The sequence below is a fragment of the Thioalkalivibrio sp. AKL6 genome (genome assembly GCF_000376905.1).
GTDB lineage: Bacteria > Pseudomonadota > Gammaproteobacteria > Ectothiorhodospirales > Ectothiorhodospiraceae > Thioalkalivibrio > Thioalkalivibrio versutus.
Window position 1 is genome coordinate 1 of the sequence record NZ_AQXS01000004.1, and the last position, 16,301, is coordinate 16,301.

Below are 16,301 nucleotides of genomic sequence, written 5' to 3' on the forward strand. Positions count from 1 at the left end.
GTCCTCGTACGACTTCCCGGGTGACGACACCCCGGTCATCACCGGTTCCGCGCTGAAGGCGCTGGAAGGTGACGAGAGCGAAGTGGGCGCCCCGGCGATCTACAAGCTGGTCGAGGCGATGGACACCTGGATTCCGGAGCCGGAGCGTGCCGTGGACGGCGCGTACCTGATGCCGGTGGAAGACGTGTTCTCGATCTCCGGTCGCGGCACCGTGGTGACCGGTCGTATCGAGCGCGGCGTGGTGAAGGTCGGCGAAGAGATCGAGATCGTCGGCATTCGCGACACGCAGAAGACCACCGTCACCGGTGTCGAGATGTTCCGCAAGCTGCTGGATCAGGGCGAAGCGGGCGACAACGTCGGCATCCTGCTGCGCGGCACCAAGCGTGACGACGTTCAGCGTGGTCAGGTGCTGTGCAAGCCGGGTTCGATTACCCCGCACACGCACTTCGAGGCCGAGGTGTACATCCTGGGCAAGGAAGAGGGCGGTCGTCACACGCCGTTCTTCAACGGGTACCGTCCGCAGTTCTACTTCCGCACGACGGACGTGACGGGCTCGGTGGAGCTTCCGGAAGGCACCGAGATGGTGATGCCGGGTGACAACGTGAAGATGACGGTGTCCCTGATCAATCCGATCGCGATGGAAGACGGTCTGCGCTTTGCGATCCGCGAAGGCGGCCGCACTGTGGGCGCCGGCGTCGTCTCCAAGATCATCGAGTGATACAGTAGACAAGTTGACAGACTGACCGCGAGAGGCGGCGCCCCGTGCGTCGTCTCTCGCGTTTGTTTCTTGTCGATTCGATTTCTAGGCCAGTAGCTCAATTGGCAGAGCAGCGGTCTCCAAAACCGCAGGTTGGGGGTTCGAGTCCCTCCTGGCCTGCCATCTTCGAGATGGCGGCAGCACCGGGTGATACGTATTCATGAGTGAACAATCGGAACAGACCGGCGTGCTTGATACCGCCAAGCTCGCGGTGGCCGTGGCGCTGCTGATTGCCGGCGTCATGGGCTTCTATTGGTTCCAGGACGAATCCACTCTGATTCGCGTCCTCGGGCTGCTTGCCGTCGTGGGGGTCGCCATCGGGATCGCGATGACGACCGCCAAGGGCAGCCAGCTCGCCGGCTTTATGGGCAACGCGCGCACCGAGGTGCGCAAGATGGTGTGGCCCACCCGCGTAGAGACGACCCAGACCACGCTGATCGTCATTGCCGTCGTGATCCTGGTGGGGATCATGCTCTGGCTCCTGGACATGTTCCTGGGCTGGGGCATCAGTCGGTTCATCGGATAAGCAGCAGGATTTTCCCCATGGCACTACGCTGGTACGTCGTACAGGCATTCTCGGGTTTCGAGGCACAGGTGAAGCGGTCCCTGGAGGAACGCATCGAGCGTTTCGGCATGCAGGACCACTTTGGCGAAATCCTGGTGCCCACCGAGGAGGTCGTCGAGATGAAGGACGGCCAGAAGCGCAAGAGTGAGCGCAAGTTCTTCCCCGGCTATGTTCTGGTTCAGATGGACCTCAACGACGAGGCCTGGCATCTCGTCAAGGCCGTGCCGCGCGTGCTCGGCTTCATCGGTGGCACAGCGGACCGTCCGGCGCCGATCAGCGACAAGGAAGCCGACGCGATTCTGCAGCGCATGCAGGAAGGCGCGGAGAAGCCGCGTCCGAAGGTGCTGTTCGAGGTGGGCGAAATGGTCCGCGTCATCGACGGCCCGTTCAACGATTTCAATGGCGTGGTCGAAGAAGTCAACTACGACAAGAGTCGTCTGCTGGTGGCGGTTCAGATTTTCGGGCGGTCGACGCCCGTGGAACTCGAGTTCCACCAAGTCGAAAAAACCTGAGACGCGCAAGCGTCATTACCTGTTAATCGGGGAGCCGCAAGGCGTTCGCACCCGAGGGAGTCCTCATGGCAAAGAAAATCGAAGCGTATATCAAGCTTCAGGTGGCGGCTGGCAAGGCCAACCCGAGCCCGCCCGTGGGCCCGGCACTGGGTCAGCGCGGCGTGAACATCATGGAGTTCTGCAAGGCGTTCAACGCCCAGACCCAGGAGATGGAACCCGGTCTGCCGATTCCGGTGGTGATCACCGTGTACGCGGATCGCAGCTTCACGTTCATTACCAAGACGCCCCCGGCGGCGGTCCTGCTGAAGAAGGCGGCCAGCATTCAGTCCGGTTCCGGTCAGCCGAACACCAACAAGGTTGGCACCGTGACGCGCGCCCAGCTGGAAGAAATTGCGAAGACCAAGGAACCGGATATGACCGCGGCCGATCTCGATGCCGCCGTGCGTACCATCGCCGGCAGTGCCCGCAGTATGGGCCTCGAAGTGGAGGGTCTCTGACATGGCGAAGCTTTCCAAGCGTATGCAGGCCTATCGCGAGAAGGTTGAGGCGGGTCACCTGTATCCGGTCACCGAAGCCTTTGATCTCCTGCGTGACCTGCCCAAGGCCAAGTTCCGCGAGTCCGTGGACGTTGCCGTGAACCTCGGTGTGGACCCGCGCAAATCCGACCAGGTGGTGCGCGGTTCCACCGTGTTGCCGCATGGCAATGGCAAGACTGTGCGCGTGGCCGTGTTCACCCAGGGTGCGAACGCCGATGCCGCCAAGGAAGCCGGGGCCGATGTCGTCGGCATGGACGACCTCGCCGAGCAGGTGAAGGCCGGCCAGATGGACTTCGACGTGGTGATCGCCTCCCCGGATGCGATGCGCGTGGTCGGCCAGCTCGGCCAGATCCTCGGCCCGCGCGGCTTGATGCCGAACCCGAAGGTCGGCACCGTGACCCCGGATGTGGCCACCGCGGTGACCAATGCCAAGGGTGGTCAGGTGCGCTACCGCACCGACAAGGGTGGCATCGTCCACTGCACTATTGGCGCGGCCGATTTCGACACGAATTCGCTTACCGACAATCTGAACGCCCTGCTGGCCGATCTGCTGAAGATGAAGCCGGCGACCTCCAAGGGGCAGTACGTCAAGGGCGTGGTCGTCTCCACCACCATGGGTCCGGGCGTCAAGGTCGATCAGGGCTCGTTGGAGCTCTAAGCAAGAAAATACGGTTTTTGGTCGGCTGTCGCGCAAGCGGCACGCCATCCAAGACCGCAGGCGCCGAGCTCCAGGGCCCGGCTTAATACTCCAGCCTGCGCAGATGGTGTCACCCGATTCAGGAAGTACCTGCGACGGGAGCACCGAAGTGCCGGGTTCGCCCGGTTTCACGATCACCTCCGGGTGGTCTTACTAGAGGAGAGTCAACGTGGCTTTGAATCTCGACGACAAGAAGGCGATTGTCTCGGAGCTGGCTACGGTTGCTGCCTCGGCGCATTCCGCGGTCGCCGCGGAGTACCGGGGTCTCTCGGTCGCGCAGATGACCGACCTTCGTCGGCAGGCCCGCACTACCGGGGTCTATCTGCGGGTGGTGAAGAACAACCTCGCCAAGCGTGCCATTGAGGGTACGGATTTCGCGTGCATGCAGCCCGAGCTGCAGGGTCCGCTGATCCTTGCCTTCAGTGAAGAGGAGCCTGGCTCCGCGGCACGCCTGGTGAAGAACTTCGCCAAGGAAAACGATCAGCTGAAGGTCCGGCTGGTGTCCTTTGGTGGGCAGCTCATGGGGGCGAACGATCTCGATCGCCTCGCGAGCCTGCCGACCCGTGACGAGGCGCTCTCGCAGCTGCTCGCCACGATGAAGGCACCGCTCGACAAGTTCGCCCGTACGGTGAACGAAGTCCCGGGCAAGCTTGTGCGTACCGTTGCAGCAATCCGTGATCAGAAGCAGGCAGCCTGAAGAACCCTTCAAGCCTGCTTCTGCAGCATGTACTGAATGAATTCGGGCTCGACCCGTTAGGAGATTAAGAAATGGCCGTTTCGAAAGAAGATATCCTGGAAGCCATCGGCAACATGACGGTCCTGGAGATTGTGGACCTGATCAGCGAGATGGAAGAGAAGTTCGGCGTGTCCGCCGCTGCCGCTGTTGCGGCCGCCCCGGCTGCCGCTGGTGGCGAAGCCGCTGCCGCTGAAGTCAAGGACGAGTTCGACGTCGTGATGTCGAGCTTCGGCGAGAACAAGGTCGGCGTCATCAAGGTCGTCCGCGGCCTGACCGGTCTGGGTCTGAAGGAAGCCAAGGAAATGGTCGAAGGCGTGCCGGCGACCGTGAAGGAAGGCGCTCCGAAGGACGAGGCCGAGAAGATGAAGGCGGAGCTGGAAGGCGCGGGCGCCACCGTCGAACTGAAGTAAGAAGGCGCTTGCGCCTGTTGTTTTCGTGTACATCACGAAGCCCTGAGGCTGGCGGCCGTTTGGTCGCCAGCCTCAGCCCGTGGTGGCGCGTGTTTTGTCGCGCGTTGTTCAGCTAGCCTCCGAGGTAAGCCATGGCCCTCAGTTATACCGAAAAGAAACGTATCCGCAAGGACTTCGGGAAGCGTCCCCAGATCCTCGAAGTTCCGTACCTGCTGGAAACCCAGCTGACCTCCTATCGGGATTTCCTGCAGGCGGACCGAGCGTCCGACGGGCGGGATCCGATGGGCCTGCATGCGGCGTTTCAGTCGGTTTTCCCCATCGTCAGTTATTCCGGTCATGTCCAGCTCGAGTACGTGAGCTATCGCCTGGGCGAACCGATGTTCGACGTGAAGGAATGCCAGATCCGTGGCGTGACCTATGCGGCCCCGCTGCGTGTCCTCTTGCGCCTGGTGATCCACGACAAGGAAGCCCCGGCGGGTTCCACCGTGGTCAAGGAGGTCAAGGAGCAGGAAGTCTATATGGGCGAAATGCCGCTCATGACCGAGAACGGCACCTTTGTCATCAACGGTACCGAACGCGTAATCGTGTCGCAGTTGCACCGCTCGCCGGGCGTGTTCTTCGACAGCGACAAGGGCAAGACCCAGGGCAGTGCACAGAAACTGCTTTATAACGCCCGCATTATTCCGTACCGCGGCTCCTGGCTCGATTTCGAGTTCGACGCCAAGGACGGGGTCTTCGTGCGCATCGACCGTCGCCGCAAGCTGCCGGCGTCGATCCTGCTGCGCGCACTGGGTATGGATACCGAAGAGATCCTCACCACCTTTTTCGAATTCAATCAGCTCACCCTCGACGATGACGGCGGCGAGCTGGACCTGATCCCCGAGCGCATGCGCGGCGAGACTGCCGTGATCGACATTACCGATGGCGAAACCGTCATTGTCGAGGCCGGTCGGCGTATTACGCCGCGCCATATCCGGGAGATCGAGAAGGCCGGCATCAACACCCTGCGGGTGCCGGACGAATACCTGCTGGGTCGGGTGCTGGCCAAGGGCGTGGTGGATGAGTCCACCGGGGAACTGATCGCCAATGCCAATGACGCCTTGACCCAGGAGATGCTCGACAAGCTGCGCGCCGAGGGCGTGAACTCGCTGGAGACCATCTACACCAACGACTACGACCACGGTCCGTACATGTCGGATACGCTGCGTCTGGACCCGACCAAGAGCCAGCTGGAGGCCCAGGTCGAGATCTACCGCGTGATGCGCCCGGGCGAGCCGCCGACCAAGGACGCTGCGGAGAACCTGTTCTCCAACCTGTTCTTCTCGGAAGATCGCTACGACCTGTCCGCTGTGGGCCGGATGAAATTCAACCGCCGCGTGGGGCGTGACACCGACGAGGGCGAGGGCGTCCTGTCGCCGACGGACATCCTGGATGTCCTGAAGGTGCTGATCGACCTGCGTAACGGCAACGGCCGTACCGATGACATCGACCATCTGGGCAACCGCCGCATCCGCAGCGTGGGCGAGATGGCGGAAAACCAGTTCCGCCTGGGCCTGGTGCGTGTCGAACGCGCGGTCAAGGAGCGTCTCACCGTCGCCGAGAGCGAAGGCCTGATGCCGCAGGAGCTGATCAACGCCAAGCCGGTGGCCGCCGCGGTCAAGGAATTCTTCGGGTCCAGCCAGCTGTCCCAGTTCATGGACCAGAACAACCCGCTGTCCGAGGTTACGCACAAACGGCGTATCTCGGCCCTGGGCCCGGGCGGGCTTACCCGCGAACGTGCCGGCTTCGAAGTGCGCGACGTGCACCCGACGCATTACGGTCGCGTGTGCCCGATCGAGACTCCGGAAGGCCCGAACATCGGTCTGATCAACTCGCTGGCCGTGTATGCCCGCACCAACCGCTACGGCTTCCTGGAGACGCCGTATCGCAAGGTCGAAGAGGGCAAAGTGACCGAGGAGATCGTCTACCTCTCCGCGATCGAAGAGAGCCAGTACGTGATCGCCCAGGCGAACGCGGCGATGGACGAGGAAGGTCGCCTGAGCGATGACCTCGTGTCCTGCCGTCACCAGGAAGAGTTCACGATCTCGTCTCCGGACAAGATCCAGTACATGGACGTCTCGCCGAAGCAGATCGTGTCCGTGGCCGCCGCGTTGCTGCCCTTCCTGGAGCATGACGATGCCAACCGCGCGCTGATGGGCGCGAACATGCAGCGTCAGGCCGTGCCGTGCCTGCGGGCCGACAAGCCGCTGGTGGGTACCGGTATCGAGCGCGCCGTCGCCATTGACTCCGGCTCCGCGATCGTCGCCAAGCGCGGCGGCACGGTGGACTCGGTGGACGCCGGTCGTGTGGTGGTCCGTGTGAACGACGACGAAACCGTCGCCGGCGAGCCGGGCGTGGATATCTACAACCTCACCAAGTACTCGCGTTCCAACCAGAACACCTCCATCAACCAGCGTCCCCTGGTTGCGGTGGGCGACGAAATCGCCCGCGGTGACGCGATTGCCGATGGCTCGTCCACCGATCTGGGCGAGCTGGCGCTGGGGCAGAACATGATGGTCGCGTTCATGCCCTGGAATGGCTACAACTTCGAGGACTCGATTCTGATCTCGGAGCGCGTGGTGCAGGAGGATCGTTACACCACGATCCACATCGAGGAGCTCAACTGTGTCGCTCGTGACACCAAGCTGGGCCAGGAAGAGATCACCGCGGACATCCCGAACGTCTCCGAGTCGTTGCTGAACAAGCTGGACGAATCCGGCGTGGTCTACGTCGGGGCCGAGGTGAACCCGGGCGACATCCTGGTCGGCAAGGTCACGCCGAAGGGCGAGACCCAGCTAACGCCGGAAGAGAAGCTCCTGAGGGCGATCTTTGGCGAGAAGGCGTCGGACGTGAAGGACACCTCCCTGCGTGTGCCGTCCGGCATCGAGGGGACGGTGATCGACGTGCGTGTTTTCACCCGCGACGGTGTGGAGAAAGACGCCCGCGCCCGGTCGATCGAGGCCGACGATCTCGCCGCTGTGCAGAAGGACCTGAAGGACCAGCTGCGCATCTACGAGGATGACATCTACGCCCGCGTCGAGCGGCTGCTGGTCAACAAGACCGCCGCCGGTGGCCCGGATGGGCTGGGTGATGGCTCCAAGGTGACCAAGAAGTATTTGCAGGGGCTGTCCCGCGACAAGTGGTTCGAGGTCCGCCTGCAGGACGATGCGGTCAACAGCCAGCTGGAAGACCTGGGTCGCCAGATCAAGGATCAGCACGAGGCGTTCGAGAAGAAGTTCGAGCACCAGAAGGCCAAGCTGGCCGCGGGCGACGACCTGCCGCCAGGCGTGCAGAAGATGGTCAAGGTCTACGTGGCCGTGAAGCGCCGCCTGCAGCCGGGCGACAAGATGGCCGGTCGCCACGGGAACAAGGGCGTGATCTCGATGATCGTGCCGGAAGAGGACATGCCGTTCCTCGAGGACGGTACCCCGGTCGACGTGGTGCTGAACCCGTTGGGCGTGCCCTCGCGCATGAACGTCGGCCAGGTGCTGGAGGTGCACCTGGGTTGGGCGGCCCGAGGTCTCGGCCACAAGATCAACCGCATGCTCGAGGCACAAGCCGAGATCGCCAAGCTGCGCGAGTTCCTCGACAAGATCTACAACAACCGCGAACGCAAGGTGGACCTCGACTCCATGTCGGACCCCGAGATCATCACCCTGTGCCGCAACCTGCGCGGTGGCGTGCCGATGGCGACGCCGGTGTTCGACGGCGCCGAAGAGGCCGAGATCAAGGAGATGCTGCGTCTGGCGGACCTGCCGGAAACGGGGCAGGCCCAGTTGTACGACGGGCGTACCGGGGACGGCTTCGACCGCCCGGTCACCGTGGGCTACATGCACATGCTGAAGCTGAACCATCTGGTCGACGACAAGATGCATGCACGTTCCACCGGCCCGTATTCGCTGGTCACCCAGCAGCCGCTGGGCGGCAAGGCGCAGTTCGGTGGTCAGCGCTTCGGCGAAATGGAGGTCTGGGCACTGGAGGCCTACGGCGCCGCCTACACCTTGCAGGAAATGCTGACGGTGAAGGCGGACGACGTGCAGGGCCGCAACAAGATGTACAAGAACATCGTTGACGGTGAGCACCACATGGAGGCCAACGTCCCCGAGTCGTTCAACGTGCTCATGAAGGAGATCAAGGCGCTCGGCATCAATATCGAGCTCGAGCAGGACTGATCTTCTCCGATCCGATTGTGATCCGATGGGGCGCAGTGCGCCCCTCGAAACCAAGTTTGTGAGGCAAGCGAATGAAAGACCTCCTGAATCTGTTCAAGCAACAGACCCAGCCGGAAGAGTTCGATGCGATCCGCATCGGTCTTGCGTCCCCGGACCAGATCCGTTCCTGGTCCTTTGGCGAGGTGAAGAAGCCGGAAACCATCAATTACCGGACGTTCAAGCCGGAGCGTGATGGCCTGTTCTGCGCGAAGATCTTCGGGCCGGTGAAGGACTACGAGTGCCTGTGCGGCAAGTACAAGCGCCTGAAGCACCGTGGCGTGGTGTGCGAGAAGTGCGGCGTCGAAGTGACCCAGACCAAGGTACGGCGCGAGCGCATGGGCCATATCGATCTGGCCTCGCCGGTTGCCCACATCTGGTACCTGAAGAGCTTGCCGTCCCGTATTGGCCTGCTGCTCGACATGACCCTGAAGGACATCGAGAAGGTCCTGTACTTCGAGTCCTTCATCGTCACCGATCCGGGCTTCACCACGCTGGAGAAGCGCCAGCTCCTGACCGACGAGGAATACCTCGAGGCGATGGAAGAGCACGGTGACGACTTCACCGCGCTGATGGGCGCGGAGGCCGTGCTGAGTCTGTTGAAGGAAATGGATCTGCCCGCCGAGGCGACGAAGCTGCGCCAGGACCTGAGCGAGACCGGTTCCGAGACCAAGATCAAGCGCTTCGGCAAGCGGCTCAAGCTGGTCGAGGCCTTCCTCGATTCCGGCAACAAGCCGGAGTGGATGATCATGAAGGTGCTGCCGGTACTGCCGCCGGACCTGCGTCCGCTGGTGCCGCTGGATGGCGGCCGGTTTGCGACCTCCGACCTCAATGATCTGTACCGCCGGGTGATCAACCGCAACAACCGTCTGCGTCGCTTGCTGGAGCTGAATGCCCCGGACATCATCGTGCGCAACGAAAAGCGCATGCTGCAGGAGTCCGTGGACGCGCTGCTGGACAACGGCCGTCGCGGCCGTGCCATCACCGGTACCAACAAGCGCCCGCTGAAGTCCCTGGCTGACATGATCAAGGGCAAGCAGGGCCGCTTCCGCCAGAACCTGCTGGGCAAGCGTGTTGACTACTCCGGTCGCTCGGTGATCGTGGTGGGCCCGACCCTGCGCCTGCACCAGTGCGGTCTGCCCAAGCGCATGGCGCTGGAGCTGTTCAAGCCGTTCATCTTCGGCAAGCTGCAGCGCCGTGGTCTCGCGACCACCATCAAGGCCGCCAAGAAGGCGGTGGAAAAGGAAGGTCCCGAGGTCTGGGATATCCTGGAAGAGGTGATCCGCGAGCACCCGGTCATGCTGAACCGCGCGCCGACCCTGCACCGCCTGGGGATCCAGGCGTTCGAGCCGGTGCTGATCGAGGGCAAGGCGATCCAGCTGCACCCGCTGGTCTGCGCCGCGTTCAACGCGGACTTCGACGGTGACCAGATGGCCGTGCATGTGCCGCTGTCGCTGGAGGCCCAGCTGGAGGCGCGCACGCTGATGCTGTCCTCCAACAATGTGCTGTCCCCGGCCAACGGCGAGCCGATCATCGTGCCGTCGCAGGATATTGTCCTGGGGCTCTACTACCTGTCGCGCGAGAAGGTGAACGCGAAAGGCGAAGGCATGACGTTCGCCGACGTGGATGAAGTCCACCGCGCCTACGAGCACAAGCAGGTCGACCTGCACGCACGTATTACCGTGCGGATTGCGGACACCATGGCCGAGGTGGGCGAGGGCGAGAGCCTGCCGTACCTGCGCCTGGAGACCACCGTGGGTCGAGCGATCCTGTCGCGCATCATGCCCAAGGGTCTGCCGTTCGAGCTGATCGACCGCGAGCTAAACAAGAAGGCGATCTCCGGCCTGATCAACCAGTGCTATCGCCGCCTGGGTCTGAAGGATACGGTGGTGTTCGCGGACCAGCTGATGTACGCGGGCTTCTACTACTCCACCCGTGCCGGCGTCTCCTTCTGCGCCGACGACATGGTGATCCCGGACGAGAAGCAGCCGATTCTGCAGGGCGCCGAAGAACAGGTTAAGGAGATCGAGAACCAGTACGCCTCGGGTCTCGTGACCAAGGGCGAGCGTTACAACAAGGTCGTGGACATCTGGTCTCACTGTAATGACCAGGTCGCCAAGGCCATGATGGAGCGGCTCGGCAAGGAGAAGGTCGTCAACAAGGACGGCGAGACGGTCGAGCAGAACTCGTTCAACTCGATCTTCATGATGGCCGACTCCGGTGCGCGTGGCTCCGCCGCGCAGATCCGTCAGCTGGCCGGCATGCGTGGCCTGATGGCCAAGCCGGACGGCTCGATCATCGAGACGCCGATCACCGCGAACTTCCGCGAAGGTCTCAACGTCTTGCAGTACTTCATCTCGACCCACGGCGCGCGTAAGGGGCTGGCCGATACCGCGCTCAAGACCGCGAACTCGGGCTACCTGACCCGCCGCCTGGTGGATGTCTCGCAAGACGTGGTGGTGACCCAACCGGATTGCGGGACCCAGCAGGGGCTGCAGATGAAGCCGATCATCGAAGGTGGCGACGTGGTCGAGCCATTGCGCGACCGCGTGCTCGGGCGGACCACTGCGGTCGATGTGCTGCGCCCGGGTACCGATGAGGTATTGATCCCGGCCGGCACGCTGCTGGATGAGGCCATGGTGGACTCCCTGGATGCCGCATCGGTCGACGAAGTGCTGGTGCGTTCCGCGATTACCTGCGAGACCCGCCAGGGCATTTGTGCCAAGTGCTATGGGCGTGACCTGGCGCGTGGCCACGAGGTCAACGCCGGCGAGGCCGTGGGCGTCATCGCCGCGCAGTCGATCGGCGAGCCGGGTACCCAGCTGACGATGCGTACCTTCCATATCGGCGGGGCCGCGAGCCGTGCCGTGACGGTCAGTGCGATCCAGGTGAAGAGCTCCGGTTCTGTCCGTCTGCATAACCTGAAGACGGTCACCAACAAGGCCGGCAACCTGGTCGCGGTCTCGCGCTCCGGCGAGCTGGGGGTGATCGACGATCAGGGTCGCGAACGGGAGCGCTACAAGATTCCCTATGGCGCGCTTATCACGGTCCACGACAGCGATGCCGTCGAAGCCGGGCAGGAAGTCGCGAGCTGGGATCCGCATACGCATCCGATCGTCACCGAGGTGGCCGGTAACCTGCGCCTCGCGGACTTCGTGGAGAACGTGACGGTCACCAAGGAGACCGATGAGTTCACCGGCCTGTCGTCCAATGTGGTCCTGGATCCGAAGAGCCGCTCTACGGCGGGCAAGGATCTGCGCCCGACGGTCAAGCTGCTGGACGACGACGGCAACGAGGTGTACATCCCGGGGACCGACATGCCCGCGCAGTACATGCTGCCGGCCAATGCGATCTTCAACCTGGAGGACAACGCCCGGGTCGAGGTGGGTGACGTCATTGCCCGTCTGCCGCAGGAATCCTCCAAGACGCGTGACATCACCGGGGGTCTGCCGCGTGTGGCCGACTTGTTCGAGGCGCGGCGTCCCAAGGAGCCGGCGGTGCTGGCCGAGATCTCGGGCACCGTGTCCTTCGGCAAGGAGACCAAGGGCAAGCAGCGTCTCGTGATCACCCCGGACAAGGGTGACCCGGTCGAGATGATGATTCCCAAGCTGCGTACCGTGAACGTGTTCGAAGGCGAGCGCGTCGAGCGTGGCGAGGTCGTGGTGGACGGTGAACTGGATCCGCATGACATCATCCGTCTGCGCGGTGTCACCACCCTGGCCGAGTACCAGGTCCAGGAGATCCAGGACGTTTACCGTCTCCAGGGTGTGAAGATCAACGACAAGCACATCGAGGTGATCGTCCGCCAGATGATGCGCAAGGTGAACATCGAGGACGCCGGCGACACCAAGTTCCTCGCCGGGGACCAGGTGGATCGCATTCGGGTGCTGGAGGAGAACGAGCAGCTGGGTGCCGACAAGCAGCCGGCAACCTACGAGCGCGTGCTCCTGGGTATCACCAAGGCGTCGCTGGTGACCGAGTCGTTCATCTCTGCGGCCTCCTTCCAGGAGACCACCCGTGTGCTCACCGAGGCCTCGACCCGCGGTGCGCGTGATGATCTGCGCGGCCTGAAGGAAAACGTGATTGTCGGACGCCTGATCCCCGCGGGGACGGGCCTCGCCTATCACAAGGAGCGTCGCCGCAAGCGCGCACTGGAAATGCCCGAGTTCGAGGCGGTCGCGGAGGCGCCGGCGGTGATCGCCGACTCCGAACCGGCCACGACCGATCCGGGCACCACGGAAGACGGGTCCGAGTGACCCGTCCCACCTTGACACTCACGGGGGCGGCGATTAGACTTCCGCTCCCTCGACAGTCCGGTCTCGGCGCCGGCCTGTCGTTATTTTTAGGCTAGGAGAAAGGGTTTCATGGCCACGATCAACCAGTTGGTACGCAAGCCCCGCAAGCGCCCCGTCGAAAAGAGCGACGTGCCGGCGCTGCAGGGTTCCCCGCAGAAGCGCGGGGTCTGCACCCGTGTCTACACGACCACCCCGAAGAAGCCGAACTCCGCGCTGCGCAAGGTTGCGCGCGTGCGGCTGACCAACGGCTACGAAGTGAGTAGCTACATCGGTGGGGAAGGCCACAACCTGCAGGAGCACTCGGTGGTCCTGATTCGTGGCGGCCGTGTTAAGGACCTCCCGGGTGTGCGTTACCACACGGTACGCGGCAGCCTGGACACCCAGGGTGTGCAGAAGCGCATGCAGGGCCGGTCCAAGTACGGCACCAAGCGTCCCAAATCCTAACCGTGATCCATGATCCAGTCCGGGAACTGAAACATGTCTAGAAGAGCAGCAGCCCCCAAGCGTCACATCCTCCCCGACCCGAAGTTCGGAAGCGAGCGCCTGGCCAAGTTCATCAATACGGTGATGCGTGACGGCAAGAAGTCCGTCGCCGAACAGGTCGTGTATGGCGCCCTGGACCAGATCGAGTCCAAGCAGGGCGACGGGATGGGTGCGCTGGAACGCGCCCTGGACAACATTCGCCCGCGTGTCGAGGTGAAGTCCCGCCGCGTTGGTGGTGCGACCTACCAGGTTCCGGTGGAAGTGCGCTCGGTGCGTCAAGATGCGCTGGCCATGCGCTGGGTGGTCGAGGCCGCCCGCAAGCGGGGCGAGCGCACCATGGCCCTGAAGCTGGCTGGCGAACTGATGGACGCCTCGGACAGCAAGGGTTCGGCCGTCAAGAAGCGCGAAGACACTCACCGCATGGCGGAAGCGAACAAGGCGTTCGCTCACTTCCGCTGGTAAACCAGATTTAGAGAGGCTCACCGTGGCACGCAAGACACCACTGAAGCGCTACCGGAATATCGGGATCAGCGCGCACATCGACGCCGGCAAGACGACGACGACCGAGCGCATCCTGTTCTATACCGGCCTGTCGCACAAGATCGGCGAGGTGCATGACGGCGCCGCCACGATGGACTGGATGGAGCAGGAGCAGGAGCGCGGGATCACCATTACCTCCGCGGCGACCACCAGCTTCTGGTCCGGCATGGCCAAGCAGTTCGACGAGCATCGAGTGAACATCATCGATACTCCCGGGCACGTGGACTTCACCATCGAGGTGGAACGTTCCATGCGCGTGCTCGACGGCGCGGTCATGGTGTATTGCGCCGTGGGCGGTGTGCAGCCGCAATCCGAGACGGTCTGGCGTCAGGCAACCAAGTACGCCGTGCCGCGTCTCGCGTTCGTCAACAAGATGGACCGCGCCGGCGCCGACTTTCTGCGTGTCTACGAGCAGATGAAGGAGCGGCTGCAGGCCAACCCGGTGCCGATCCAGCTGCCGATTGGCGCCGAGGACCAGTTCAAGGGTGTGATCGACCTGGTCAAGATGCAGGCGATCTACTGGGACGAAGAGAACTTCGGTATCAGCTTCGAGTACAAGGACATCCCCGATGACCTGAAGGCCGAAGCCGACAAGTGGCGCGAGAATATGCTCGAGGCCGCCGCCGAGGCGAACGAAGAGCTGATGGACAAGTACCTCAACGAGGGCGATCTCAGCGAGGCAGAAGTCAAGTCGGCCCTGCGCCAGCGGACGCTCGCGCTCGAGATTGTCCCGATGCTGTGCGGTTCCGCGTTCAAGAACAAGGGCGTCCAGGCAATGCTGGACGCGGTGGTCGAGTACCTGCCCTCTCCGGAGGAGGTCAAGGCGATCAAGGGCGTGAAGGCGGGCACCGAAGAGCCGGTGGCCAAGCACGCGTCGGACGACGAGCCATTCGCGGCTTTGGCGTTCAAGATCATGACCGACCCCTATGTGGGATCCCTGACCTTCGTCCGCGTTTATTCGGGCGTGCTGGCGGCTGGGGACTCGGTGCTGAATACGCAAAACAACCGCCGCGAGCGGATTGGTCGTATTCTGCAGATGCACTCCAACTCCCGCGAGGAAATCAAGGAGCTGCGTGCAGGCGACATCGGCGCGGTAGTGGGCCTGAAGGATCTGTATACCGGTACGACGCTGTGCGATCCGAATGACCCGGTCGAGCTCGAGCGCATGGAGTTCCCGGAGCCGGTGATCTCCATCGCGGTCGAACCGAAGACCAAGACCGACCAGGAAAAGATGGGCATCGCGCTGAACAAACTGGCGCAGGAAGATCCGTCCTTCAAGGTGCATACCGATGAAGAGTCCGGTCAGACCATCATCTCGGGTATGGGCGAGCTCCATCTCGAGGTGCTGGTGGACCGCATGAAGCGCGAGTTCAAGGTCGAGGCGAACGTCGGTCAGCCCCAGGTGGCCTACCGCGAGACCATTCGCAAGACGGTCGAGCAGGAAGGCAAGTTTGTGCGGCAGTCGGGCGGTCGCGGCCAGTATGGCCACGTGTGGCTGCGCCTCGAACCGCTGGAACCCGGTAGCGGGTACCAGTTCGAGAACGCCATCGTGGGCGGTGTGGTGCCCAAGGACTACATCCCGGCGGTCAACAAGGGTGTGGCCGAGCAGATGTCCAATGGTGTGCTCGCCGGCTATCCGGTCGAGGACGTGAAGGTCACGCTGTTCGACGGCTCCTACCATGACGTTGACTCCAACGAGATGGCGTTCAAGGTTGCGGGCTCCATGGCGTTCAAGGAAGGCGCGCTGAAGGCCGGCGCCGTGCTTCTTGAGCCGATGATGAAGGTCGAGGTGGAGACACCCGAAGAGTACATGGGCGACGTGATGGGCGACCTCAATCGCCGTCGTGGCCTGGTGAAGGGCATGGAAGACGTCGCCGGGCAGAAGCTGCTGCGGGCCGAGGTTCCCCTGTCCGAGATGTTCGGCTACTCGACCCAGTTGCGCTCGATGAGTCAGGGTCGCGCGACCTACTCGATGGAATTCGAGAAGTACGCCGAGGCCCCCGCGCAGATCGCCGAGGCGGTAGCCGCCAAAGCGTCCTGATCCCGAATTCGCGTTATTTGAAAGAACTGTAAAGAGGTTTGAGCTGTGTCCAAGGAAAAGTTCGAGCGTAAGAAGCCGCATGTGAATGTGGGTACGATTGGTCATGTGGACCATGGGAAAACGACGCTGACGGCGGCGATGACGGCGGTGCTGGGTAAGAAGTACGGGAGTGAAGCCCGTGCATTTGACCAGATCGACAACGCGCCGGAAGAGAAGGCCCGCGGTATTACGATTGCGACCGCGCACGTCGAGTACGAATCCGACCTTCGTCACTATGCGCACGTTGATTGCCCCGGTCACGCGGACTACGTGAAGAACATGATCACGGGTGCGGCGCAGATGGATGGCGCGATCCTGGTGGTGTCGGCGGCCGATGGCCCGATGCCGCAGACCCGCGAGCACATCCTGCTGGCGCGTCAGGTCGGTGTTCCGTACATCGTGGTGTTCCTGAACAAGGCCGACATGGTCGATGATCCGGAGCT

The 16,301-nt window shown here is 63.0% G+C and carries 13 protein-coding genes and 1 tRNA gene; all 14 read left to right on the forward strand.

The genetic code is table 11. The features are described 5' to 3' along the window. On the forward strand, positions 1 to 718 hold a 718-nt coding region (locus D575_RS0100035), incomplete at its 5' end, for an EF-Tu/IF-2/RF-3 family GTPase (protein WP_018143865.1). 86 nt (positions 719 to 804) lie between these two features. Next, positions 805 to 880, forward strand: a tRNA-Trp gene (locus D575_RS0100040). A gap of 37 nt (positions 881 to 917) precedes the next feature. Beyond that, on the forward strand, positions 918 to 1,283 hold the full coding sequence (secE, locus tag D575_RS0100045; protein WP_018143866.1) for a preprotein translocase subunit SecE: 366 nt from the start codon (positions 918 to 920) through the stop codon (positions 1,281 to 1,283). A gap of 17 nt (positions 1,284 to 1,300) precedes the next feature. Then, positions 1,301 to 1,834, forward strand: a complete 534-nt coding sequence (gene nusG, locus D575_RS0100050) for a transcription termination/antitermination protein NusG (RefSeq protein ID WP_017940468.1) — start codon at positions 1,301 to 1,303, stop codon at positions 1,832 to 1,834. 65 nt (positions 1,835 to 1,899) lie between these two features. Continuing rightward, the gene (gene rplK / locus D575_RS0100055; RefSeq protein ID WP_018143867.1) at positions 1,900 to 2,331 is read left to right on the forward strand and encodes a 50S ribosomal protein L11; all 432 of its coding nucleotides are present in this window, start codon (positions 1,900 to 1,902) and stop codon (positions 2,329 to 2,331) included. 1 nt (position 2,332) lies between these two features. Next, complete coding sequence (rplA, locus tag D575_RS0100060) at positions 2,333 to 3,028, forward strand: 50S ribosomal protein L1 (protein ID WP_018143868.1); 696 nt, start codon at positions 2,333 to 2,335, stop codon at positions 3,026 to 3,028. A 214-nt stretch (positions 3,029 to 3,242) separates the two neighbouring features. Continuing rightward, positions 3,243 to 3,764, forward strand: a complete 522-nt coding sequence (rplJ, locus tag D575_RS0100065; protein ID WP_018143869.1) for a 50S ribosomal protein L10 — start codon at positions 3,243 to 3,245, stop codon at positions 3,762 to 3,764. 71 nt (positions 3,765 to 3,835) lie between these two features. After that, complete coding sequence (rplL, locus tag D575_RS0100070; protein WP_018143870.1) at positions 3,836 to 4,213, forward strand: 50S ribosomal protein L7/L12; 378 nt, start codon at positions 3,836 to 3,838, stop codon at positions 4,211 to 4,213. A 131-nt stretch (positions 4,214 to 4,344) separates the two neighbouring features. Continuing rightward, positions 4,345 to 8,424: a DNA-directed RNA polymerase subunit beta gene (rpoB, locus tag D575_RS0100075; RefSeq protein ID WP_018143871.1), complete on the forward strand. Its 4,080-nt coding sequence runs from the start codon at positions 4,345 to 4,347 to the stop codon at positions 8,422 to 8,424. Between the two features lie 71 nt (positions 8,425 to 8,495). Continuing rightward, on the forward strand, positions 8,496 to 12,716 hold the full coding sequence (gene rpoC / locus D575_RS0100080; protein ID WP_018143872.1) for a DNA-directed RNA polymerase subunit beta': 4,221 nt from the start codon (positions 8,496 to 8,498) through the stop codon (positions 12,714 to 12,716). Between the two features lie 108 nt (positions 12,717 to 12,824). After that, entirely contained in the window at positions 12,825 to 13,199 is a 375-nt protein-coding gene (gene rpsL, locus D575_RS0100085; RefSeq protein ID WP_018143873.1) for a 30S ribosomal protein S12, read from the forward strand. 33 nt (positions 13,200 to 13,232) lie between these two features. Beyond that, positions 13,233 to 13,700 carry a 30S ribosomal protein S7 gene (gene rpsG / locus D575_RS0100090; RefSeq protein ID WP_018143874.1) on the forward strand — a complete coding sequence of 156 codons (468 nt, stop codon included), beginning with the start codon at positions 13,233 to 13,235 and terminating at the stop codon, positions 13,698 to 13,700. A gap of 22 nt (positions 13,701 to 13,722) precedes the next feature. Next, complete coding sequence (fusA, locus tag D575_RS0100095; protein ID WP_018143875.1) at positions 13,723 to 15,819, forward strand: elongation factor G; 2,097 nt, start codon at positions 13,723 to 13,725, stop codon at positions 15,817 to 15,819. Positions 15,820 to 15,864: 45 nt separating this feature from the next. Further along, a partial coding sequence (locus D575_RS0100100) for a GTP-binding protein (protein WP_018143876.1) occupies positions 15,865 to 16,301 on the forward strand: 437 nt, incomplete at its 3' end.